Raw genomic sequence first — 20,921 nt, 5'->3', positions numbered from 1 at the left:
GTGGGGGTGGGGGGACGGCCGTGCGGAGGATGTCGATGCGCTGGGCGAGGATCGCCTCTTCCAGGGCGACCAGGTCGGGGCCGGGGTCGAGGCCGAGGTCGTCGGCGAAGGTGGCGCGGGCGCGGCGGAGCGTCGCGAGGGCGTCGGCCTGGCGGGCGCTGCTCCACAGCGCGAGGGCGTGCAGGCGCCAGCCCTCTTCGCGCAGGGGTTCGTCGCGGGTGAGGCGCTCGGCTTCGGGGACCACCGGGGCGGGGTCGCCCGTCCGCAGGCCCGCCGCGACGTGGAGCTCGCGGGCGACCAGGCGCAGCTCGTTCAGGCGGGCGGTCTCGGCGGCGGCCCAGGCTTCGTCGGCGACCTCGGCGAACGCGGGTCCCTGCCATAGGCCCAGTGCGTCGGCCAGGCGGGCGCGGGCGGCCTGAGGCTCGGTGAGCGTGCGGGCTTCGTCGAGCAGGTCCTCGAACCGCCACGCGTCCACCGATTCCGGCGGTAGCCGCAGTGCGTAGCCGGGGGAGGCGCTCACTAGGAGGCGGGCCGGGGTTCGGGGCAGGCGGCCGGGCTCCAGCAGCCGGCGCAGGTTGGAGACGTACGCCTGCAGGGAGGCCAGCGCACGGGAGGGCGGCTCGCCGCGCCAGAGGTCCTCGATCATCCGGTCGACCGACACGACCTGTCCGCGCGCCGCGACCAGGAGGGCCAGGACGCCGCGCTGCCGCGGCCCGCCCAGGGGAACGGACTCGCCGTTGACCTCGGCGCCGAAAGAGCCCAAAACCCGGATCAAGACCATGACGTGGGACATCGTACGTGCGCGGGTGTTCCAAGTCGGTTCCAAGTGCCTTCCAAACGCCCGGGAGCAGCCTTAACACGTGGAACCGATGAAGGGCAGGAACGAAATGAGCGTCAACACCCAGGACATGGAGATCGTCCACCGCGCCTTCCGCCGAGAGTCGCGGCTGATGATGGAGCTCGTCGCGGCGGTGGCCCCGGGTGACACCGCTCGCGCCAAGGTGATCGCCGATCACTTCCGCGACTACCGGCTGGGACTGAAGAACCACCACGAGGGCGAGGACGAGCTGCTCTGGCCGCCGCTCCTGTCCCGGGTGGACCTGGAGGCCGACATCGTGCTGCGCATGGAGGCCCAGCACGAACGCGTCGCGGCCACGTTGACCAGGCTGGACGCGGCGGTCCCCGCGTGGGAGGCCACCGCCAGGGCGGACGAGCGCGACACGCTCGTGGCCGCCCTAGCCGACCACCGGGCCGTCCTCCTCGAACACCTCGACGACGAGGAGGCCACTCTCCTTCCGCTCGCGGCCGAGCACATCACCGAAAAGGAATGGGCCTCCCTGGGCGACCACCTGGTGGCCAACACGCCCAAGCTCACCCTGCTCACCCTCTTCGGCCTCGTCCTGGAGGATGCGAACCCGGCCGAGCGCGCCACGCTCCTGTCCGCCCTTCCCGCTCCGGTACGCGGCATCTGGCACATCATCGGCCGCCCCCGCTACGCCCGCCACATCAGCCGCGTCCGCGCCGCCTGACCAGGCTCCATACGACTCACCAGGCTCCACCAAGCTCACGAAGACTCGCAAGGAGAAGAACAATGTCGCTGAAGAAGATCAACACCGTCCTGGCCGCCGCCTTCATTCTCTTCATCCTCTGGTTCGGGACGGAGTTCATCCTGAGCCCGGAGACGACGGCGCCGGGCTTCGGCTTGCCGAGCTGGCCGTCCGGCGACGGCGACGGCTTCCTGATCATCAAGGGAATCCGCGACATCGTCTTGGCCCTGGTCCTGGGCATCCTGCTGGTGACGGGCCACCGCCGAGCGCTGGGCTGGGTGCTGCTGGTGGAGGCCCTCGCCGCGTACGGCGACATGACCACCGTGCTGGCCCACCACGGCTCCGTGGCCACCGCGCTCGGCGTCCACGGCCTGACCGCGACGCTGATCGTGGTCAACGGCCTGCTGATGATGCGCGAGACCCGCAAGGTCGCGGCCGCTCCGGCGACGCCCGCCCCGCAGCCCGCCTGATCCCATCGGTCCAAGGTGGCCCGGCCCCCAGCCGGGCCACCTTGGCGTGGTAAATGTCGGCGTTCGGCAGTAGACCGTGCCGCCATGGTGGATGCACACGAACGATTTGTGGCCTCCGGGCCGCTGCAGATTTGGACTGAGCGGGTCGGGGATCCTGGGCTTCCCGCTGTTGATGATTATGGGGTCGGCTGCTCAGGGTGTCAGTTGCCTGATGCGCTGGTTGGTCGCCTGGTTGAGCGTGGGGTTCAGGTGATCCGGTTCGATCATCGGGACACCGTCCGGTCCAGCATTGTCGACTTCGATATTCATCCGTACACGATCGGGGACATGGCACGTGACTGCCTGGCCGTGCTGGACGGTTATGGACTCGGTTCTGCGCCTTTTCTACCTATCGGCACCCAGTGGGCGCTTCTCGGACCTTCCGGACGCCAAGCCGGCTACAGGCAGCAACCGGACCGTTGCTCGGAATGGCTCAATGGATAAAGCCTTGCTGCTCGAGGGAGACTCCCCGCGTCGATGTGCGATACCAACCTGTTCGAAGGGCGGCCTCCCAGGTCTTGCGGTCGGTGATGTGAAGCAGGTCGGTCATGGTCCGACGCTACTTGTCCCGGCATAGTCGGCCGTCAACCACGGCGTAGTGGCCGTGTGCTCGGATTTGCCGCGATCCGCGCGTGGCGGAGCGTGACGGCGGCCGCTACCGCTCGGCATCCTGATCTGCCGATGTGCGGGCGTCCGCAAGGGGCGGTGCGGGCCTGCACCAGGCATGCCGACATCACCTGCATGGGCCGCGTGCCCGCTCGGGCCTGCGTCGGGCACGCTCGGCTTGCCATCGTGTGGCGCCGGCAAGGGGACGTTTCAGTCCCGGAGCAGCTCGGCTTCGTACGCCGCGCGCAGCCGGGCGAAAACAGACTCGGAGCCTGCCGCCCTAGGTATGTCGAGGTGCTGCTCGCGGAGTTCGTCCATGAACTGTTCCCACAGCTCGGGGCCGCCTCGCTCGAGCAGTTCGGCACGCACCGCCAGCTCGCGGGTGACGGGAAGGTGGCGGCGCCCCCACGCACCGAGGTGCGCCATGACCGGAACGAGCTGGATGGAGGGTTCCGTCAGGCTGTAGATCACCTTTTGCTTGTGACTGGGGTCGGGAGCGCGTGAGACGAGGCCGCGCTCGGTGAGCCGGTGGAGACGATCGGACAGGATGTTCGACGCGATCCCCTCCTCCGAGTTGTGCAGCAGCTCCCGGAAGTGTCTGCGGTTGCCGAACATCATGTCGCGGATGATCACGAGCGACCACTTGTCGCCGAGGACCTCAAGGGAGAGGTTGATCGGACAGCCCGAGCGACCTTGTTCCACCATGAACCTCCGATCGTTACTGATTGCAGTCTACAACTGGATGAGATAACGTCCGAGCCGGTTGCAAACCGCAATCAGTTACGACGAGGACGGAGAGCCTCATGAGCAACAGGGTGGTCTGCGACATCTCGATCTCTGCCGACGGTTACGTCGCTGGTCTCGGCCAAACGGCCGAGAAGCCACTCGGCGACGGGCTGGCCGACCGGTTGCACGCCTGGATGTTCGACACGCCCGAGGAGAACAAGGCCGAGCTCGATCAGATCCTTTCGGCCGGCGCGTACGTGATGGGTCGCAACATGTTCGGACCCGTCCGCGGCGAGTGGGACCTCGACTGGACGGGCTGGTGGGGCGAGAACCCGCCCTACCACGCCCCCGTGTTCGTGCTCACCCACCACCCACGCGACCCGCTGACGATGCAGGGCAGTACGACGTTCACCTTCCTAACCCACGGCATCGAATCCGCCCTCGACCAGGCGCGCAAGGCGGCCGGAGATCGCGACGTCGCAATCGCCGGAGGAGCCGCCACGGTCAACCAGTACCTCGCCGCCGGCCTCATCAACGAGCTCCGCACGCACGTCGTACCGGTCACCCTCGGCGCCGGCGAACGCCTCTTCGACGGCGTACCGCCACTGCGCCTCGAACTCCTCACGGTCCGAGCCGCGTCGCTCGTCACCCACGTCAGCTACCGCGTACTCAACTGAGGCTTCCCGGCTTCGACGTCTCGGCGAAGGGCGTCCACGCGGATGCCAACGCAGCGATCACTTGGAGGGCCCCCGATGAGGAAGATCTTCTCGTTCCTGGTGACCACCGTCGACGGGTACTACGAGGGCCCGAATCAGGAGTTCGACTGGCCGGTCGTCGATGACGAGTTCAACGAGTTCTCGGAGCGGCAGCTCGACGGGGTCGACATACTGCTGTTCGGGCGGGTGACCTACCAGGGAATGGCGGCGTATTGGCCGACCCGTGCAGCGCAGGAGGACGATCGGAGGATCGCGGCGAGGATGAACAACCTCTCCAAGATCGTTGTGTCGCGGTCCCTCGACAAGGCCGAATGGGCCAACACACGGCTTGTCAAGGGCGACGTCGCCGAGGAGATCAACGTGCTCAAGCGGCAGCCCGGCAAGGACATCGCCATCCTTGGTAGCTCGAGTCTGACGCTCAGCCTGCTGCAGCTGAGGCTCGTCGACGAGCTGCGGATCATGGTGATGCCGGTCGTTCTTGGCGATGGCAGGTCCCTCTTCAGGACTTCAGATAAGAGGATCAGCCTGAAGCTACTGAAGACGAGGTACTTCAGCTCCGGCAACGTCCTGCTGACCTACCAACCCGCTGCTCGATAACTAGCCCTCCCGTCCCTCAACGACCATCCGCAATTGCCGCGATGCGAGCGCCGCCGTGACGACGACGGATGTCCGGGCTCGGGCTTTCGAGGCGGCTGCTCCTATCCTCTCTGTTCACCAATCCGCCGCGGCAGGTAGGCGGCGGTCGTCCCCGCGAGGCTGCCGAACGACAGGGCGAAGGCCAGCGGGAGGAACAAGTCCCACGGGGGGCGGCCGGAATACGGCAGAAAGGGGCCGCGGGGGCGATCGGCGCGTGGTCGACGCCCAGCTCGCCGACCCCGCCCCTCAGTGCTCGGCACCAGGACAAAAATGGGTGGCCTCGCCGGCCCGTCCCGCCCTACCTTGTAACTGGATCTTCTTCTCCGACCCACTCACGAGAGGACTTCACCCCGCGTGACGCCGCCTGCTCTTTAGACCTGACACCTTCCCCGTGCATCGGTCGCCGACGTCGCCGTCGGCTCTTTTCCCATGCCTTCCGTCAGGTCTTCAGAGAGATCATGTCTACGCGTCCTCATATCGTGCTGTCCTGGACCCTTCGGCGCACGCGCCTTCCCCTGCTCGCGTTCCGCTGCGTCCACTGCCATTCCGGCTTCGCCAGCACCGGCGACGGGAAGTTCCGCGTCAATGCCAACGGCAAACTCCTCGACATCTGGCTCCTGGTCGCCTGCGTTTCCTGCGACCGCACCAGCAAAATCACCGTTCACGATCGCGTCCCGGTCCGGTACCTGGATCCGATCCTTCTGGAGGGCTACTCCGGCAACTCCGCTTCCCTCGTCGCCCGCGTCCTTCTCGACCCGCTGATCGCCCGGCGCAACCGGTTCGCCCTGGAGTGGGACTCATGCTGGGAACTGCTCGCCCCGTCCCCTCCCGAAAGCCCCTGGCCCTTCCAGGTTTCGGTCATCTTCGACGACCCCGTGGCCCCTTCGCCCCGAACGGCTCATCGCCCAGGGGCTGGGCATCAGCCGCGGGGAGTTCGCTCGCCGCGTCAAGATCGGCATTCCGCTGAACCGCAGAACTCACAGGGACTTCTCGTTCGTCCTGCTATGAGCCGCCGCCGTGGGCCTGAGCCGGGGCGAGAGGCAAGGTGGCTTTGCCCCGGACTGCATCACGCGGCGGTCCGCGCGCGGTCGCTCATGACCGGGCGCGAACGAAGGTCAGGGCCGGCCCGATACCGGCGACGAAGGTGAACGCCCGGGTGCATACATCCGGACGTGCCGAATTGAGGATGTCTGGCTCGCGACTCAAGCGACTGGCAAGAGGTACGGCCCGTCCCCGGTAAGACGGGTAGGGACGGGCCGTAGTTGTGCGCGAGGGTGGACAGGACGGCGGTGAGCCGATGATCAGATGGTGAAGCCGCCGTCGACGTTGACCGTCGCCCCGGTGATGTAACGCCCGTCCGGGCTGGCGAGGAACGCGACCGCGGCGGCCACGTCGGCTGGCTCCGCGTAGTGGCCGAGGGCGGTGAACCCGTTGATCGTGTCGGCATTAGGGCCGTCGGCTGGGTTCAGTTCGGTGTCCGTGGCCCCTGGATTTACGAGATTCACGGTGATCGCCCTGCCGCCGAGTTCGCGTCCGAGCGCCTTGGTCAGGCCGATCAGGGCGGTCTTGCTCATCGCGTACAGCGAGAAGCCCGGGAAGACTGCCCGCTCGGCCACGTTGCTGCCGATGTTGATGATCCGCCCACCGGCCGACATGTGGCGCACCGCTGCCTGTGAAGCGACGAACGGCGCCCGGACGTTGACCGCGACGGTCTGTTCGAACTCTTCCAGGCTCAATTGCTCCAGCGGTCCGAGCAGGAACGCGCCGGCGTTGTTCACCAGGATGTCCAACCGACCCAGCTCACCGGCGACCCGGTCAACCGCGGCGACCACCGCCGCCGGGTCGGAACTGTCCGCCTGCACGGCGATCGCCCGCCGTCCCGCGGCCTTGATCTGGTCCACCACGTCGTCGGCGCGTTGCTGATTCTGCTGGAACGTCAGCGCCACATCGGCGCCCTCCTTGGCCAGGCGCAACGCCACTGCAGCGCCAATGCCACGACCACCACCGGTAACCAGAGCTACCTTGCCGTCAAGTGCGTTGTTCATGACGGCAAGCCTGGTCGACAAAAGGCCAACCGTCCGGCGGTGATCGGACGCCGCGTTCGCGTCACCGGTACCAACGCCGGTGGCAGCCACCCCGACCGCACCGCCGACAACATCCTCTTTTAATGCCGCGAAGCGCTCGTCACGCAAGGTAACCAGTTCACGCGTGCATGCATCCGGACGTAGCCGAGATGAGTGTGTTGGCTGACGTCTACGGTGTGGGCGGCCTTGCGGGTTGTGGCGCATATCCTGCTGACCGCCCGCGGACAGACCTTTCGTCCCGGAGCTGCCCGGTGCCGCTGCACGTCGAGCGTTTCGTCGATGAGTCGGCTCAGCGGGAAGGACAGCTCGGTTTTGAGGGCCGTTGCCGCGGCAGTGATGGCCGCTCATTCGGCTTCTATTGTCGGTCAGCGCCTGGTCGAAATCCTCGCCGCTCACGTCGGCCAGTGTCCGGTCGGCCTTGGTGCGAGGGCGGCCAGGCTGATCTCGGCGTGGTAGCCGGTGATCACGCGCTAGTTCTGCGGTGCAAGGGTGCGCAGGACGCAGAACTCGTTGCCCTCGGGGTCTGCCATGACCACCCAGTTTTGGCCTGAGCCCTGGCCCACATCCGTCTTGGTGGCGCCGAGGCCGAGCAACTTGGCCACCTCGTTCTCGGTGCTGCCGTCGATCGGGCTGACGTCGAGGTGAAGCCGGTTTTTGACGGCCTTGCCCTCGGGCACCTGGATGAACAGCAGGGTGGGTGGCATCTGACGGGCCCGAACCTTCTCGACGGTCGGCACCCAGGAGCCGATCTCGACCTTGCCCTCGCTTCGGTCGATCACCTTGAAATCCAGGACCTCACACCAGAAGGCCGCGAGCCTCTCCGGATCGTGGCAGTCAACAGCTAACTCGGTGAACCTACTTGTCACGACTCTCCTTGATGGTGCGGACTGGGCTCTGAGCTGAGTATGCCGCCCGTTCGACAGAACCGGCTTCTTCCTGACTATGCGTATCTTGAGCCACGGGCGCGGCGAGTAGTGGGTGAGTCGATACTCGCCGCGGCCCGGAATGGACAGGGTGGGTGGCCATCAGTGAACCTGGCCTGGTGCGCTTCGGGCAGGGCGTGCCGAACCAGAAGGACAGTGCTTCTCGTAGTGCCGGTTCGGCGGTGTCGTCGGGCTCATCGACGGTCGCGGCCCAGACGATGTGTGCGTCCGGGCGGATCAGCAGCACGTCGGCCGGTCTCCGATCGACCTTTGCGGTGTGGACGTCGACGCGGTGCCGCCAATCTCGGGCGATTTGGCACAGGTCCGGGCGGCCAGTGAGGTCGAGCAGGATGGGCCGTGCGGCTTGCATGAGTTCCGCGACGCTGGTCACGCCCTGGTCAGTGTGCAGGGTGAGGTCGGGCGCGAAGGTGCCGGCCAGCGGGTGGGGGTAGGAGCCGGGCACGGGGTAGCGGATGTCGGTGCCAGCGACGAGCGCTGCCATCCGCCGCAGCGGCTGCTCGTCGGCGAGCAGTTCCTGGAAGACCTCCCGGAGCGCTTCGGCGGCTGGGTCGTGGCCGCGGCGCAGTGCCACCTGGGCTTGCGTGTGCAGCATGGTGCGGGTGCCGGCGAGGTGGCGTTCGTGGTGGTAGGTGTCCAACAGGGCGGCCGGTGCCCAGCCGTTGATATCGGCGGCGATCTTCCAGGCGAGGTTCACCGCATCGAGCATTCCGGCGTTGAGTGCCACGCCAGTGGCGGGGAACAGATGCGCCGCGTCACCGGCCAGCAGGATTCGCCCGTTGCGGTATCGCTCGGCCTGCCGGGCCTTGAAGGTGAACCGTGACAGCCGGATCGGCTTCTCCACGGGCAGCTGCACGCCGAGCACCCGGCGGACGCTGTCCTGGAGTTCGGTCACGGTCATCGGTTTTTCGTCATCGTATTCGGTGGTCTCGTCTTCGACGGTGTAGACGGAGACGACCTTGGAGCCGGGCGATGCGCCGACTCCGAGCAGGCCTTTGCCGGTCCGGGTGAAGCCTGCGTGGATCGTGCCGAAGTCCGGGACATCGAGATCGCCGTTGCCGAGTACGGTCACCGTTTCGGGCAAGGTGACCTGCGCCAGGCGGTTGACCTCGGGATAGTCGGTGCCGGGGAATGCGATCCCGGCCCAGTGACGCATCTGGCTGCGTGCGCCGTCGCAGCCCACTGCGTACTGGGCGAGCAGCCGGTACGGCCCATCCGGGCCACGGACGTCCATGGTCACCGCGGAACCGTCCTGGCTCACCGCAACGACATCATGTCCGCGGCGGACGTCGACCCCGAGCTCGCCGGCGAGCTCGTCGAGCACCCCTTCCAGCCGCCGCTGGCCGAGCGGCAGGGCGTGCAACGGTGGATCTGCCAGGCCGGTGAGGTCCAGATGCACACCGCCGAACGGGAATCGGGCAGCCGGTACAGGGCCCGCGCAGGCTGCTTCGCATCGTTGCAGCAGACCCCGGTATCGCAGCAGTTCGAGGATCTGACCGCCGAGGCCGCCGGCCTTGGGGGTGTCTCTACGCCGTGGATGCCGTTCCAGCACCACCGGCCGTACCCCGGCCAGGCGCAGCTCACTCGCCAGCATGAGGCCGGTCGGTCCGGCGCCGACGATGATCACGTCGGCGTCTGTCGCCGGCGACGCTCCCCGGTCGGTCGTGACATCCATTCGTTACTCCCATCCACTGTGCTAGCTGGTCAGCGGGCAGTCTTCTGGGGTCGCACCGGGGGAACAACGCGAACCTGAGTAACGTCGCATAACGCGACGCTTATCGTCGGCGGCCAGGAGCGGCGCGACGGACGCCCCCAGCCGGGCACGCCTGAGACGTCGACGTGCAGATTTCGCCGCGGATGGCGGCGTGGATCCTCGGGTGCTCGGCCCGGTCGCAGCTGCGCTGGGCCCGGCATCGGGACAGTGGCCGCTACGTGGTCTTCTGCGCGTCGGCGGCGGCTTGGACGAAGGCGCGAACCAGGGGAGTCTCGCCGCCGCTGCGCCACACCGGGGCGTACCGCAGAATCGGTCCCTCGGTGATGGGTACGAAGGTGATGTCACCTCGCTGCCGGGTGGCGGCCGCGTCCGACCCGATCGGGGATACAACGCTGCCGCCGGCGATCGCCGTGAAGGCCTCCTCGAGGGTGGCCACGACCAATCCGCGCCGGATGGGCCGCCCGGCCGGTGTCACGGCCGGGGTGTGCGCCTCCCACACATAGTCGGGAATGGGGCCGTCCGGAAACACCACCGGATAATCGCCGAGATCCTCCATCTCGACGGTGTCCCGGCCGGCCAGCCGATGATCGGAGGCGACTGCCAGCACCAGCTCCTCGGTGTGCAGCACCGGCCCGACGGCGAGGTCAGGCTCGCGGATGGGAAGAAAGAGCATCCCGATGTCGACCCGGCCCGCACGCAGCCCCCCGAGCGGGTCGGTCGGCAGAATCTCGCGCAAGCGCAGCTCGCATTGCGGATGCCGCTGCCGGAACAGGTCGAGGGCGGCCGCGATCGACTGGTAGTGGGTGGCCATCGTGCCGACTGTCAGCGTGCCGGCCTGCCCGCGCGCCTCGGCGGCAGCCTCGTCGATGCCCGACATGATCTCGCCGTAGCCGGCGCGGAGCCGGTCGCGAAGCCGCTCGCCGAGCGGGGTGAGCCGGACGATGCGGCTGGTCCGCTCGAACAGGGCGCCGCCGATCCGGCGCTCCTGCTGCTTGATCGACTGACTCACCCGCGCCTGGGACACGTGCAGGCGCCCGGCCGTACGCCCGAAATGGAGCTCTTCGGCCAGCGTCAGGAAGATCTCGATGTCGCGCAGCTCCACCAGGCCGTCCCTCCCCGCCGGTCACCGGGCCTCCGAATCCGGGCAGTCTACGGCTGCGGCAACGGCTCGTCGCGCGAGCGTGACCCGGCCCACCGTCGACCGCGTGGGCGCCTGCCGTCGAACGATAACCGGTGGCTTATGCGGCGGCGCGATCTTCTGCGTTGTTCGGCATGGCCGGCCGGGCGATCGTGGGTGCCATGAGCGAGCGCTTGATCGACATCGTGGCGGTGCCGGATCACCCCGGGATCTCACGATGGCAGGCTGTGGCACCGCCCGGCTTCGTGGCCGGGGTGGCCGGCCTGCGTCCGATCATCCCGTTCGAGCACGACCTCCTGCTGCCGGCGCCTGCCACGCAGCCGGGCGCCGTCGAGCTGAGCCTGTACGTGGAGCCGCAGTGGCGGCGACGCGGGATCGGCTCCCGGCTCCTGGCCGCCGTCGGCGCACATGCCGCGCAGCAACGCCTGGTCGCCGAGGTCGCCGCGGGCTCTGCCGGGGAGGCGTTCTGTGTGCGGCACGGCTTCCGGCGCACCGGATCCAGGTGCCATGACCTGCTCACCTACTGCGATGTTCACCATGCCTGGCTCGCTGAGCTGGTCGACGTCGAGCACCCCGGATACCGGCTGAGCCACTGGACCGGCGACCTGTCCGACGCGACCCGGGTCGAGGAACTGCTCCGACGCCCGAGCCGTCCTGGTAACGCGGTGCTGAGCGCCGCGGAAGCGGACGGCGACCTGGTGGCCTACGCCGTGGCGGCCGTGGGCGCGATGTCGCAGCGCCGCGCCCGCCAGTACGGACCGGCCGTGCTTGCCGGCCATCGCGGACGGCGGCTGGGTCTGTGGGTCAACGCCGCCCTGATCCAGCGCCTGCGCGAGGTCCACCCCCACGTCAACGAGATCGAAGCCCGCACTACCGAGGACGACCCCGGCCTGCTCGCCTTACGCCGGCACCTCGGCTTCCACCGCCTTCGGCGAACTCGCCTCTACGAGCTCGCCCTGCCGTAAACGCCGACCCCGACCCGTAGACCAAGCCGTACCCGGAGCCCACGCGCGCTGTCGGAGAGAGGTTTGTCATGAACAGTCCTGTACGCCACCGAACCTGTAGCCGTCCAGCCGGAGCCAGGGGCCCTCCGAAAAGTGCCAACTTGCCAAGAAGCCAGCGCCGACTCCGTCCATCAAACAGGTCCGTATTGATTCACAAGGGCATCCAACCACGACTTCTGGACCGCGATCTACCAGGCAATCGACGGCCGGCACCGAACCCCGTGCCCAGCGCCGTACGCCCGCCTACCCATGGCTTCCAGCGATCAGCCCCGGCGATCGCAGCGTTCCGTTCAATCCTATTCGCGCAAATTTAAGAGGAGTTCACCACCATGTCCGTCACCTTTTCTGACCAGGACAAACTCACGTTGCGGACCGCCGCGTACGGCTCCGTAGCGCTGCTGTCGGCCGCCGGCGCCGCCGGTGGCTCGCCCCACAAGATCGCCACCGACGGGTCCATCGCCCTGGCCTCGGCAACCGGCCTGGTCGGGCACGTGCTCGCCGAGAAGTCCACAGGAGTGGACCTGGACGGCAAGTCGGTGGCTGAGCTCGCCGACCGTGTGCTGCCTGCTCTGACGGAGGCGATGCGCCTTCTCCAGAAGCAGGCTCCGGCCGAGGCCGGCAACTTCCGCCGCACCGTCGTCGTCGCCCTCGAAGCGGCCGTCCGGACCCAGCGGGGCGAACCCAGCCCCACCGTGGCGGAAATGACCAACAAGATCATCGGAGCACTCGACGCCGCTGCGGCCACGCCTGAGGTGACCGCATGACGACCTCAGCGATCTCGGCCTCGGGACTGCGAAAGGCGTACAAGGACAAGGTCGTGCTCGACGGCATCGACCTTGATGTCCGGGCGGGAACGGTGTTCTCCCTGCTCGGACCGAACGGAGCGGGCAAGACGACGACGGTGAACGTGCTCACCACCCTGATGCAGGCCGACGGCGGCACGGTGCGCGTCGCCGGTCACGACATCGCGACCCAGGCCAAGGCGGTGCGCGCGGCGATCGGCGTCACCGGCCAGTTCGCGGCGGTGGACGAGCTGCTGACGGGGCAGGAGAACCTGCAGCTGATGGCGGATCTCAACCGCGCGGTCGCCGGCAACGGCGAGCGGATCGTCGCGGAGCTGCTGGAGCGGTTCGAGCTGACCGCCTCGGCGGGCAAGCCCGCCGCGACCTACTCCGGGGGCATGCGCCGCAAGCTCGACCTGGCGATGACACTCGTCGGCGACCCGCAGATCATCTTCCTCGACGAGCCGACGACCGGCCTGGACCCGCACAGCCGCCGCACGATGTGGTCGATCGTGCGTGACCTGGTCGCCGACGGCGTGACCGTCTTCCTCACCACCCAGTACCTGGAGGAAGCCGATCAGCTCGCCGACCGCGTCGCGGTGCTCGACCAGGGTCGCCTGGTCGCCCAGGGCACTCCCGAAGAGCTCAAGCGCCAGATCCCCGGAACCCACGTGCGGCTGCGGTTCACCACCGCCGCGGAACTCGACGCGGCCGCGCGGGCCTTCCCCGACGCCACCCGCGACGACGAGGCGCTGGCCCTGCGGGTGCCCGGCGACGGCGGCACTAAGTCGCTGCGGGCACTGCTGGACCGGCTCGACGAGCACTCCCTCAACGCCGAGGAGTGCTCCGTACACACCCCTGACCTCGACGATGTCTTCCTCGCCCTGACGGGCCACACCACGGAGGCGGCGAAATGAGCGCCGAGTCGCACTCGCTGGTCATGCTGCGCCGCAACTTCAAGCACCTCACCAGGAACCCGACGTCGGTGTTCAACGCCGTCCTGATGCCGATCATCATCATGCTGATGTTCGTGTACATGTTCGGTGACGCCTTCAACGTCGGCGTCGACTACATCGACTATGCGACACCGGGCCTGATCCTGCTGGCCGTCTGCTACGGGCTGGGAGGCACCGCGACGGCGGTGAACTCCGACATGACCAAGGGCATCATCAACCGGTTCAAGGTCATGGACGTGTCCCGCGGCGCGGTGCTGACCGGTCACGTCATCGCCAGCGTGCTCACCAACGTGATCGCCATCGCGGCGCTCGTCGGGGTGGCCTTCCTCCTGGGATTCAGCCCGGCGGCGAGTCTGCTCGACTGGCTCGGCGTGGGCGGCGTCGTCGTGCTGCTCGCGTTCGCGGCCGGCTGGTTCACGGTCGCCCTGGGACTGTCGGCGAAATCGCCGGAGACGGCGGGCATGGCCGCCGTGCCGCTGGTCATGCTGCCGTTCTTCAGCAGCGCGATCGTCCCGGCGGAGAAGATGGGCCCGGGCCTGCGGCAGTTCGCCGAGTATCAGCCCTTCACGCCGATCATCGAAACCATGCGCGGGCTGCTCAACGGCGCACCCGACACCACCGACGCGGCCGTCGCCGTCGCCTGGTGCGTGGCGATCGCGCTCGTCGGCTACCTGTGGGCGCGTTCCACGTTCACGAAGCGAGCGTGACCTCGGCCTGCTGACCCCCGGCCCGTCCGGGTGCCTTCCCAGCGCCGCCTCGGCGAAACGAAGTCCGCCGAGGCGGCGCCGCACCGTCTGCTCGATCCGGGCCGGAACGATCCGACAGACCGCGAGGCCTGGACGGCTGAGAACCGCAGAATACGAATCGAGCGAGCCCGCAAGTCGCTCAATTCGTGACAGTCGGCCGTCGGATGACACACGCCGGGCCGGGTCGCTGGCGGTGCCACGACTCGGCCCGCGTCGTGAAGAGACACGGCCGGCCGCTGGCGGCGGCAATGACCCGGTGAGCACCCAGCAGTGACGCATACAGCCGATGCAGGCCTGACGTCACGCATTGACGCGAGCCACCAGCTCCCAACCACTCCTTGCCAGGCCCGGCATGCGTGGGCGCACAACTGCGCATGCCGGAGTCGATGATACGGGTGCTCGAACCGCCCCGTGAAAGCGAAAGGCCCAGCTCAGCGAGCCAGGCCAATCGATCGATTCAGACATATCAGCATATGTCCCGTGGTGGACCATACTTGGCAGAATCCGAACCATATTTCAGCAGCTCAGGGGCCGATCGTGACGGTTTCACCGATACGTAGGCGCATCGTCTGACACGGCCAGTCGACGGATCACCGCAGGGCAGCCCCGTCTTGATCCACCAGCATCAGAGGGCCGCCCTCCACCCAGCCAAGATCACGGTACGCGCAGCTGTCCGGCCGGCAGCCCAAGCCCTCGCGAGAACGCAGAGACGCACGCTCATGCCGATGAGCGCTAAACCGTTTCTCGTTCCCCACGACCGACTGACAGGATGTCGGGATGGTGTCTAGCCCCTGGCCGATGCGCGTCGGACTTCTCCTTCTTCGGGAAGCACGCGAGAGCGACATTGAGCAGCTGCTGTCCTTCCGCAACGATCCCGCAGTCAACCGGTTCATGCTCCGCACGAGTGTCGACCCGCGGACGTTCCGCCAGGAATGGCTGGCTGTGCCAACCAGTGGTACCGATTTCTCCTGCGTTGCCGAGGTCGACGGGACTGTTGTCGCGATGGGCTTCCTCGATGTCGTAGACGGCATGGGCCAGCCTGGGATGCCGAAGCGCACAGAAGGGGTCATCGGATACATCGTCGAGCCGGGCTCCACGGGGAAGGGCGTGGCGAGTGATCTCGCCCGCGGCCTGCTCGCGGCGGCGTTCGACCGCCTGGGGCTTCGGCGTGTCATCGCAAGCTGTAACGCCGACAATCCTGCCTCTGCGCGGGTGCTCGAGAAGGCGGGGATGCGGCGTGAGCAACACGGAATCGAGGACTCGTGGCATGCCGAGCTGGGCTGGGTCGACGGCTACCAGTACGCGATCCTCGCGCGCGAATGGCACGCCATACACAGCCCAGAGCGAACCCTGAACTGAAGTCTTCGAGTGGGTCTCGCGATCCTGCCGCGCCGCTACCCGCCTCCAACAGTGCGGCGCGACGTCCGCATCTGCCGCGATCCGCGCATACGCGACGTCACGAAGTGCTGACTCGGCCGGCATACGCACATGCCGATGTGCGGATGCCAAGACATTGAAAGGAATTCTTCCCCTCTTTAGTTGATCCACGCATGCCGCTGTCGAGCTAGCCGTGTCCACTATGTACGGGTAGGGGTTGCCGCCGAACATCTGGTCGACCAGCTTCTGGGGGCGGCGACCGACTCGGGCCCTGGTCGGGTGAAACCGCCACCCTGGACGCGCCGCCGCGAGCACGATCATTCCGACGATGGCCAAGCCGGAAACAACCGGGACGAGCCTGGCCCGGCGGCCGAGGAACGCCCGATGGCGGCGTATGTCAGACGTTTTCCGTGACGGCCGGCCGGTTGCGCTCCAGCCAGGCTGACAGCGACAGTGGCTGGCCGTACCGGGCCCAGACCGCGCTGGAGTCGACGACCTGCGGCTGGGTGTCGAGCACCGCGCCCATCTGCATCTGCCGGGCAAGAACCTGGTTGAACGGCTTCGTCAGCGTGCTCATCGTCCGCAGCATGCCGAGGGGCATCTTGTTCTCGCCCTTGATCCGGGTACGCAGTGAAGCCGCGATGAGCTCGTTGACCTCGGTGAGCGTCAGCGACTCAGGTCCGCCGAGGTCGGCGGACCAGCCTTCACCCGGGCGCACGGCCAGCGTCGCGGCCACCCGGGCGACGTCCGCCCCGGCCACCCACGACACCGGGTTGGCGCCCGAGCCGAGCACCATGGCCTTCCCCTTCTTGGTGATCGACTCTGTGAGCATCTCCACCCAGGTGTCCATCAGGTGGGTGGGCCGCAGGATCGAGAACGGCAGACCGCTGGTTCGCAGCGTGCGCTCGACCTCGAACTTGAGGCGGAAGAACTCGACCGGGCTGTCAGCGCGGGCGCTTGCGGTCGAGAAGTACACGAAGTGCTCGATCGCGGTGTCCTGCGCGACGCGGATGAGGTTCGGGATGCCCGCGCCCTCAATGCCCTGGGGACCGTTCGCTCCCTTGCCGCCACCACCCTGAGCGGTGCAGACGATCGCCCTGGCGCCGGTAACGGCCCGCACGAGCGTCGGTCGGTCGTGCAGATCGCCCGCGACGACCTCGACGTCCCCGGCGACCCTCGCCGAGGAGGGATCGCGGGTGACGACGCGGACAGGATGCCCGTCGTTGCGTAGTTGATGCACGATCTGGCGGCCGACCTTGCCGGTGCCGCCGAAGACGACGATCACGCTGCTCTCCCTAACGCTGTCCAAAAATCTATCTTAGTTAGACATTAGATCGACGATAGGATGGCGATGTCAATGGGAGGACGGACGTGACGACCAGAGCCAAGCGCGCGCAGCCGGAGCCGAGCGCCAGCATCAAGCGGCGTGAACGGGAGCGTCAGCAGATGCGCACGCGGCTGCTGAAGGCGGCCAGGGGCATCGCGGCCGAAGACGGCTGGAACGCGGTCACGATCCGCCGCATCGCCAACAAGCTCGAATATGCCGCGCCGATTCTCTACCAGCACTTCTCCAGCAAGGAGTCGCTGCTCGTCGAGCTGATGATGGTCGGTTTCGCCGAGCTCACCGACCAGCTGAACGTGGCCGCACAGGCCCCGGCACAGGAGCGGCTGGCCGCGATGGCCGAGGCGTACTGGGCGTTCGCGTTCGCCTCGCCCGAGCTCTACCAGGCGATGAACGGCATGGACGGGGTGCCGTTCGGCACCGCCGAGACCCCCCTCGAGGCCAAGGCCGCCTTTCGCACGTTCCGCATCGCCTTGCAGAGCATCGCGGAGGCGCGGGGCGCCGAGCTGGCCGACCCCATCGGGGCCGTCGACACTGTCTGGGCCTTCCTGCACGGGTGCGTGTCGTTGGCGATGGCCGGCAGGGTCGCGGGCGGAGTCGAGCGCGCCAAGACTCTCATGCTGAACGCCCTGGGGCCGCTGTTCACCGCCCAGCTGCGGAGTTAGGCCCGGACATGTGTGGCGTTCCAGCGGGTGCAGGGTCCTCGCCGAGGAGACAGGCGGTCCGGGTCGGGGCACACCAGAAGGCGGTGCGGGCCGGGGCCGGCGGCGGCGAGCGCGTCCGGGTTGGTCAGCCGGCAGCGGCTGTCACCGTGTGGCCGCTCCCGCGTCACGTCCGACCAGCGGTACCCAGCCTGTCCCGTCCCAATACGTTCGCCTCGACGGTCCAGTTGATCAGCGTCGCCATGATCAGCGGAACCGTCTTACCCACGGCACATTTTCCTCCGGAGACCGCAGAGGGCATCCTCATCTGGCACCCCTCTGTGTCAACAGGCCGCGGCGAGGGTTGTTCTAGGCTGGGGTGTGGCGGGTCCGGGAAGTGACTTTTCCGAAGTGTCGATCTCGGGGTTCAGGTCGGCCGCGCTGGATTTTAGAGTCGCCCCCGCGTGTCCTCCCGGACCCGTCTTGACCAGCTTCGCGTCGGCGACCATCTGCCGGTAGACGATGTCGGACAGCTGCCGCTTCAGTGCCCGTAGGGCCTCCATCGGGGTCTTGCCCGAGGCCAGTCTGCGCCGGTAGTGGCGGCGCCCTTCGGTGTCACGGCGGAGCTGGACGATGGCCATGATGTGCAGCGCCCGGTTGATGCGCCGGTTCCCGGCTCTGGAGAGCCGGTGCCGGTTCTGCTCGCCGGACGAGGCGTCGATCGGTGCGGTGCCGTTCCACGAGGCAAAGTGGGCGCGGCTGGTGAACCGGGCGATGTCTGCGATGTCGCCGATCAGGCGGGCCGCGCCGGACGGTCCGATGCCGGTCAGGTCCATCAGCCGGCTGCCGGTGCTGTTGACCAGGTCGGTGAGCTCCTGTTTCGCGATTTTGATCTTCTTGTCGATGACGACGAGCTCGCCGATCAGCTCGGAGGCCAGCCGGCGACGGGTCTTGCCGACCACGTCGCGCGGGCGAACGGTGCCCAGCAGGGCGCGGGCCTGCTGGGCGGACAGGTCCTTTTTCGCGCCGCCGGGCACCAACTCGAGTAGCAGGTGATGCAGCCGGGAGACCACGTCGGTGCGGGCCCGGCCGAGCTGGTCACGGCGGTCGACCAGCAGCCGTAACGCGACTGTGGTGTCGTCGGTGACGACCTGCCGCAGACCTTCGGTGCGCAGGGCGAGCACAGCGACGCTGCGGGCGTCGACCGGGTCGGTCTTGCGGCCCTGGCCGGTGGCGAACACCCGGGCCCGGGCGGACAGCTTCGCGGGAACGTCCACGACCGTCTCGCCGTCGGAGACCAGGCGTTGAGCGACGTGCCGGCCGATGCCGTTACAGCCCTCGACCGCCCACAGGCGGTCCTTGTGCTTGCGACCGGCGGCGAGCATGGCCTGGTAGCCGTCGCGGTCGGTGCCGAACCGGCCCTGCCCGAGCGCCTTCTCCCGGGCGTTGATGATTTCGATGGTGGCGGAACGCTTATGCGGGTCCACGCCGATGATGACCTGAGCCATCGTGTCCTCCCTCGATCCGACGGTGTTCGTCGACGAGAGGGCAGCGCTACCTTGAGCCGGGCAGTCCCCTCTTGAGCCTCTCACCGCCGCGGTGACCGGCGGGGCGCACGCCAGATGAGAGCCACACCAACCTACGGTGGGCAGCCGCGATGAGAGCGACCCCACCGGTCACCTCGACCAAGCCTGGCCTGGCTGCGGTCGTACCACCAGTCAATAGGTAGCCGCGATCAGCGCGGGTCATGCCGATAAGCGGACTGTTTGTCGACTCGGTGTACGACGCTCGTTCTCACTATGCGCCAGGCGTGCCCCCGACGCTTCCGACCGGCTGGCGGACGCCGGGCTGTAGTCGAATTCGCTGCTGTTGCAGGCCGAGGTAGCTCCAGCGCACGTCATGGCGACCGAGGGGGTCCGCCCGTTCACAGTCGTGAATGAGGTGCAAGCCGAATTGACGGGCCAGCGCAACCGTCTCCTCCGTGGAGACGTCGTACATCCGCCGCTCGGCAGGCACGGGGCCGTGGCGCAGGGAGATGATCACGCGGCCCTCAGGTAGAAGCAGGCCGTTGATGTGTTCCATCGCCGACGACCGCTCGTGCGGGTCCAGATGCATCCAGACGGCCGTCAGAAGAATCAGGTTGAAGCGTTGGTCGCGCTTGTACAGCACCGTCAGGTCGGGCAGGGTGTCGTCGACCCATTCGATGTCGTTGGCGGCGTGGATGCGTTGACCATGCGCGCGAAGTTGCGGGGTGGGCTCGACGGCGACGACCCGGTGTCCCAGGTCGGACAAGGCTGCCGCATCGCGGCCCGTGCCCGCGCCGATGTCCAGGATCGAGCTGGGCTCGGTGGGGAACAGGTGCAGGACATCTCTGTGCACGTCGGCAAACGAGACGCTCTCGTACTGTTCGGCCAGGGTGTCCGCGGCTTCGCCGTAGCCTGCGGTGCTGCTCATGAGTGCCAAGGGCTTCTCCGTCCGTGGTGCGGTTGATGCTGTGGTGGTCGCGAGTGGTCAGCCTGTGTTCAGCAGAGCCGGGAGTTTGCGCATGTCGTCGAAGACCACCGTGTCCGGGCCTTCCAGCCGGTGCGCGGGGGTCAATCCGCCCGCATAGCCGAAGCAGCGCATCCCGGCGGCGCGGGCCGCTTGGACTCCGTACTGGCTGTCCTCGACCACGACGCACGCCGCGGGCGGGACACCCATCGTCGCCGCCGCATGCAGGAACAGGTCGGGGGCGGGCTTGCCGTGGGCGACCTCGGTCGCGCTGAAGATGCGGCCGTCGAAGCGGGGATACAGGCCGGTGCGGCCCAGGGTGTGGCGCATCTTCTCGTGCGTACCGCTGGAGGCCACGCACGTCGGCTGGGTGATCTCATCGAGCGCGTCGTTGATCCCGTCGACGGCGGTCAGTCCGGCGTCCACCGCTTGGCGGTGTGCTAGGTCGAACCGGTCCGCCCAGGTGGCAGCCACGCCCTGTCCGAGGCGGGCCGCGATCTGTTCACCGATGGACGTGCTGGACCGGCCGATGAAGCGCTCGATGACCTCTGCCTCGGTCAGTGGCCAGCCCAGTTCCGCGCCAAGCGCGATGCTGACGCGGACCGCGATTCGCTCGCTGTCGACCAGCACCCCGTCGCAGTCGAAGATGACAAGCCCGATCGGATTGATCATCCGGACAGGCTAGTCGAGTGGGTGGGGCGAACCTGGCGGCACCCACGGTCCCCCGAAGGCGCCGGATCGCCGTCACCGCCGAGGTGGTGGACAACTCGGACAGGTCGACCACGTTGCGAGGCAGCACCAGCGGCCGGTGCACGACCGGGGCCGAGGAAGGACGCACGCTTCTAATGGGTTCCGTCAGCCTGCTGGTGCAGGATGGCTCCGGTAGCGGCTGGCGGGTCAGCACTCCACTCTTCGGGCCTTCGAGGTCTTGCGGCAGACCGTGCGCCCGCCGGTCGTGAGGAGGCT

General features: G+C 67.9%; 21 protein-coding genes. 11 read left to right on the top strand and 10 right to left on the bottom strand.

The window, feature by feature from the left end; all coding sequences use genetic code 11:
* Positions 1–781: AfsR/SARP family transcriptional regulator (locus DKL51_RS14025; protein WP_148097786.1), on the bottom strand; the 781-nt coding region annotated here is incomplete at its 3' end.
* Between the two features lie 88 nt (positions 782–869).
* Here DKL51_RS14025 and DKL51_RS14020 point away from each other — a divergent pair.
* Together DKL51_RS14020 and DKL51_RS14015 are read left to right on the top strand one after the other, a co-directional pair.
* Complete coding sequence (locus DKL51_RS14020; RefSeq protein ID WP_260428479.1) at positions 870–1,529, top strand: hemerythrin domain-containing protein; 660 nt, start codon at positions 870–872, stop codon at positions 1,527–1,529.
* A gap of 62 nt (positions 1,530–1,591) precedes the next feature.
* On the top strand, positions 1,592–2,017 hold the full coding sequence (locus tag DKL51_RS14015) for a DUF4267 domain-containing protein (protein WP_109945166.1): 426 nt from the start codon (positions 1,592–1,594) through the stop codon (positions 2,015–2,017).
* 855 nt (positions 2,018–2,872) lie between these two features.
* On the opposite strand, the gene DKL51_RS14005 is transcribed toward DKL51_RS14015, so the two are convergent.
* On the bottom strand, positions 2,873–3,367 hold the full coding sequence (locus tag DKL51_RS14005; RefSeq protein WP_109945167.1) for a winged helix-turn-helix transcriptional regulator: 495 nt from the start codon (positions 3,365–3,367) through the stop codon (positions 2,873–2,875).
* A 98-nt stretch (positions 3,368–3,465) separates the two neighbouring features.
* On the opposite strand from DKL51_RS14005, the gene DKL51_RS14000 reads away from it, so the two are divergent.
* From DKL51_RS14000 to DKL51_RS36905, 3 genes are all read left to right on the top strand, one after another.
* Positions 3,466–4,065 (top strand): dihydrofolate reductase family protein, encoded by a 600-nt coding sequence (locus tag DKL51_RS14000; protein WP_109945168.1) that lies wholly within the window; start codon positions 3,466–3,468, stop codon positions 4,063–4,065.
* Between the two features lie 75 nt (positions 4,066–4,140).
* Positions 4,141–4,701, top strand: a complete 561-nt coding sequence (locus DKL51_RS13995; protein WP_109945169.1) for a dihydrofolate reductase family protein — start codon at positions 4,141–4,143, stop codon at positions 4,699–4,701.
* Between the two features lie 68 nt (positions 4,702–4,769).
* Positions 4,770–5,888 (top strand): DUF1062 domain-containing protein, encoded by a 1,119-nt coding sequence (locus DKL51_RS36905; RefSeq protein ID WP_311768045.1) that lies wholly within the window; start codon positions 4,770–4,772, stop codon positions 5,886–5,888.
* Between the two features lie 153 nt (positions 5,889–6,041).
* Here DKL51_RS36905 and DKL51_RS13985 read toward each other — a convergent pair whose 3' ends face one another.
* The 4 genes from DKL51_RS13985 to DKL51_RS13970 form a co-directional block, all read right to left on the bottom strand.
* On the bottom strand, positions 6,042–6,785 hold the full coding sequence (locus tag DKL51_RS13985) for an SDR family NAD(P)-dependent oxidoreductase (RefSeq protein WP_109945170.1): 744 nt from the start codon (positions 6,783–6,785) through the stop codon (positions 6,042–6,044).
* A 509-nt stretch (positions 6,786–7,294) separates the two neighbouring features.
* Positions 7,295–7,690: a VOC family protein gene (locus DKL51_RS13980; RefSeq protein ID WP_109945171.1), complete on the bottom strand. Its 396-nt coding sequence runs from the start codon at positions 7,688–7,690 to the stop codon at positions 7,295–7,297.
* Positions 7,680–9,440, bottom strand: a complete 1,761-nt coding sequence (locus DKL51_RS13975) for an FAD-dependent monooxygenase (protein ID WP_243420654.1) — start codon at positions 9,438–9,440, stop codon at positions 7,680–7,682. The genes DKL51_RS13980 and DKL51_RS13975 overlap by 11 nt, the downstream gene beginning before the upstream one ends.
* A 253-nt stretch (positions 9,441–9,693) precedes the next feature.
* Positions 9,694–10,581 (bottom strand): LysR family transcriptional regulator, encoded by an 888-nt coding sequence (locus tag DKL51_RS13970; RefSeq protein WP_109945172.1) that lies wholly within the window; start codon positions 10,579–10,581, stop codon positions 9,694–9,696.
* A gap of 197 nt (positions 10,582–10,778) precedes the next feature.
* Here DKL51_RS13970 and DKL51_RS13965 point away from each other — a divergent pair, with 197 nt between their 5' ends.
* The 5 genes from DKL51_RS13965 to DKL51_RS13945 all read left to right on the top strand — a co-directional run bounded on the left by DKL51_RS13965 (position 10,779) and on the right by DKL51_RS13945 (position 15,464).
* Positions 10,779–11,582 carry a GNAT family N-acetyltransferase gene (locus tag DKL51_RS13965; protein ID WP_165823136.1) on the top strand — a complete coding sequence of 268 codons (804 nt, stop codon included), beginning with the start codon at positions 10,779–10,781 and terminating at the stop codon, positions 11,580–11,582.
* Between the two features lie 368 nt (positions 11,583–11,950).
* Positions 11,951–12,385, top strand: a complete 435-nt coding sequence (locus tag DKL51_RS13960; RefSeq protein WP_109945174.1) for a hypothetical protein — start codon at positions 11,951–11,953, stop codon at positions 12,383–12,385.
* Complete coding sequence (locus DKL51_RS13955) at positions 12,382–13,320, top strand: ATP-binding cassette domain-containing protein (protein WP_109945175.1); 939 nt, start codon at positions 12,382–12,384, stop codon at positions 13,318–13,320. The genes DKL51_RS13960 and DKL51_RS13955 overlap by 4 nt, the downstream gene beginning before the upstream one ends.
* Positions 13,317–14,066 carry an ABC transporter permease gene (locus tag DKL51_RS13950; RefSeq protein ID WP_109945176.1) on the top strand — a complete coding sequence of 250 codons (750 nt, stop codon included), beginning with the start codon at positions 13,317–13,319 and terminating at the stop codon, positions 14,064–14,066. Before DKL51_RS13955 ends, DKL51_RS13950 begins: the two co-directional genes overlap by 4 nt.
* 837 nt (positions 14,067–14,903) lie before the next feature.
* A complete protein-coding gene (locus DKL51_RS13945) occupies positions 14,904–15,464 on the top strand; it encodes a GNAT family N-acetyltransferase (RefSeq protein WP_423790563.1) in 561 nt (186 codons plus the stop codon).
* Positions 15,465–15,879: 415 nt separating this feature from the next.
* On the opposite strand, the gene DKL51_RS13940 is transcribed toward DKL51_RS13945, so the two are convergent.
* On the bottom strand, positions 15,880–16,767 hold the full coding sequence (locus tag DKL51_RS13940) for an SDR family oxidoreductase (RefSeq protein ID WP_165823137.1): 888 nt from the start codon (positions 16,765–16,767) through the stop codon (positions 15,880–15,882).
* Positions 16,768–16,853: 86 nt separating this feature from the next.
* On the opposite strand from DKL51_RS13940, the gene DKL51_RS13935 reads away from it, so the two are divergent.
* Positions 16,854–17,489 (top strand): TetR/AcrR family transcriptional regulator, encoded by a 636-nt coding sequence (locus DKL51_RS13935; RefSeq protein WP_109945179.1) that lies wholly within the window; start codon positions 16,854–16,856, stop codon positions 17,487–17,489.
* 320 nt (positions 17,490–17,809) lie between these two features.
* Here DKL51_RS13935 and DKL51_RS13930 read toward each other — a convergent pair whose 3' ends face one another.
* From DKL51_RS13930 to DKL51_RS13920, 3 genes are all read right to left on the bottom strand, one after another.
* The gene (locus DKL51_RS13930; RefSeq protein ID WP_109945180.1) at positions 17,810–18,973 is read right to left on the bottom strand and encodes an IS110 family RNA-guided transposase; all 1,164 of its coding nucleotides are present in this window, start codon (positions 18,971–18,973) and stop codon (positions 17,810–17,812) included.
* 289 nt (positions 18,974–19,262) lie between these two features.
* Complete coding sequence (locus DKL51_RS13925) at positions 19,263–19,919, bottom strand: class I SAM-dependent methyltransferase (RefSeq protein WP_109945181.1); 657 nt, start codon at positions 19,917–19,919, stop codon at positions 19,263–19,265.
* Positions 19,920–19,976: 57 nt separating this feature from the next.
* Positions 19,977–20,627, bottom strand: coding sequence for an HAD family hydrolase (locus tag DKL51_RS13920; protein ID WP_124812130.1), 651 nt, complete (start codon positions 20,625–20,627; stop codon positions 19,977–19,979).
* Positions 20,628–20,921 lie beyond the last annotated feature (294 nt).

The organism is Micromonospora globispora, assembly GCF_003857015.1.
GTDB classification, from domain to species: domain Bacteria; phylum Actinomycetota; class Actinomycetes; order Mycobacteriales; family Micromonosporaceae; genus Micromonospora; species Micromonospora globispora.
This window is presented reverse-complemented; position numbering and strand designations above follow the sequence as displayed.

Coding starts and splice junctions, on each gene's coding strand:
- DKL51_RS14020 (WP_260428479.1), top strand. CDS start 870: ATGAAGGGCAGGAACGAAATGAGCGTCAACACCCAGGACATGGAGATC.
- DKL51_RS14015 (WP_109945166.1), top strand. CDS start 1,592: ATGTCGCTGAAGAAGATCAACACCGTCCTGGCCGCCGCCTTCATTCTC.
- DKL51_RS14005 (WP_109945167.1), bottom strand. CDS start 3,367: ATGGTGGAACAAGGTCGCTCGGGCTGTCCGATCAACCTCTCCCTTGAG.
- DKL51_RS14000 (WP_109945168.1), top strand. CDS start 3,466: ATGAGCAACAGGGTGGTCTGCGACATCTCGATCTCTGCCGACGGTTAC.
- DKL51_RS13995 (WP_109945169.1), top strand. CDS start 4,141: ATGAGGAAGATCTTCTCGTTCCTGGTGACCACCGTCGACGGGTACTAC.
- DKL51_RS36905 (WP_311768045.1), top strand. CDS start 4,770: ATGTCCGGGCTCGGGCTTTCGAGGCGGCTGCTCCTATCCTCTCTGTTC.
- DKL51_RS13985 (WP_109945170.1), bottom strand. CDS start 6,785: ATGAACAACGCACTTGACGGCAAGGTAGCTCTGGTTACCGGTGGTGGT.
- DKL51_RS13975 (WP_243420654.1), bottom strand. CDS start 9,440: ATGGATGTCACGACCGACCGGGGAGCGTCGCCGGCGACAGACGCCGAC.
- DKL51_RS13965 (WP_165823136.1), top strand. CDS start 10,779: ATGAGCGAGCGCTTGATCGACATCGTGGCGGTGCCGGATCACCCCGGG.
- DKL51_RS13960 (WP_109945174.1), top strand. CDS start 11,951: ATGTCCGTCACCTTTTCTGACCAGGACAAACTCACGTTGCGGACCGCC.
- DKL51_RS13955 (WP_109945175.1), top strand. CDS start 12,382: ATGACGACCTCAGCGATCTCGGCCTCGGGACTGCGAAAGGCGTACAAG.
- DKL51_RS13950 (WP_109945176.1), top strand. CDS start 13,317: ATGAGCGCCGAGTCGCACTCGCTGGTCATGCTGCGCCGCAACTTCAAG.
- DKL51_RS13945 (WP_423790563.1), top strand. CDS start 14,904: ATGCGCGTCGGACTTCTCCTTCTTCGGGAAGCACGCGAGAGCGACATT.
- DKL51_RS13930 (WP_109945180.1), bottom strand. CDS start 18,973: ATGGCTCAGGTCATCATCGGCGTGGACCCGCATAAGCGTTCCGCCACC.
- DKL51_RS13925 (WP_109945181.1), bottom strand. CDS start 19,919: ATGAGCAGCACCGCAGGCTACGGCGAAGCCGCGGACACCCTGGCCGAA.
- DKL51_RS13920 (WP_124812130.1), bottom strand. CDS start 20,627: ATGATCAATCCGATCGGGCTTGTCATCTTCGACTGCGACGGGGTGCTG.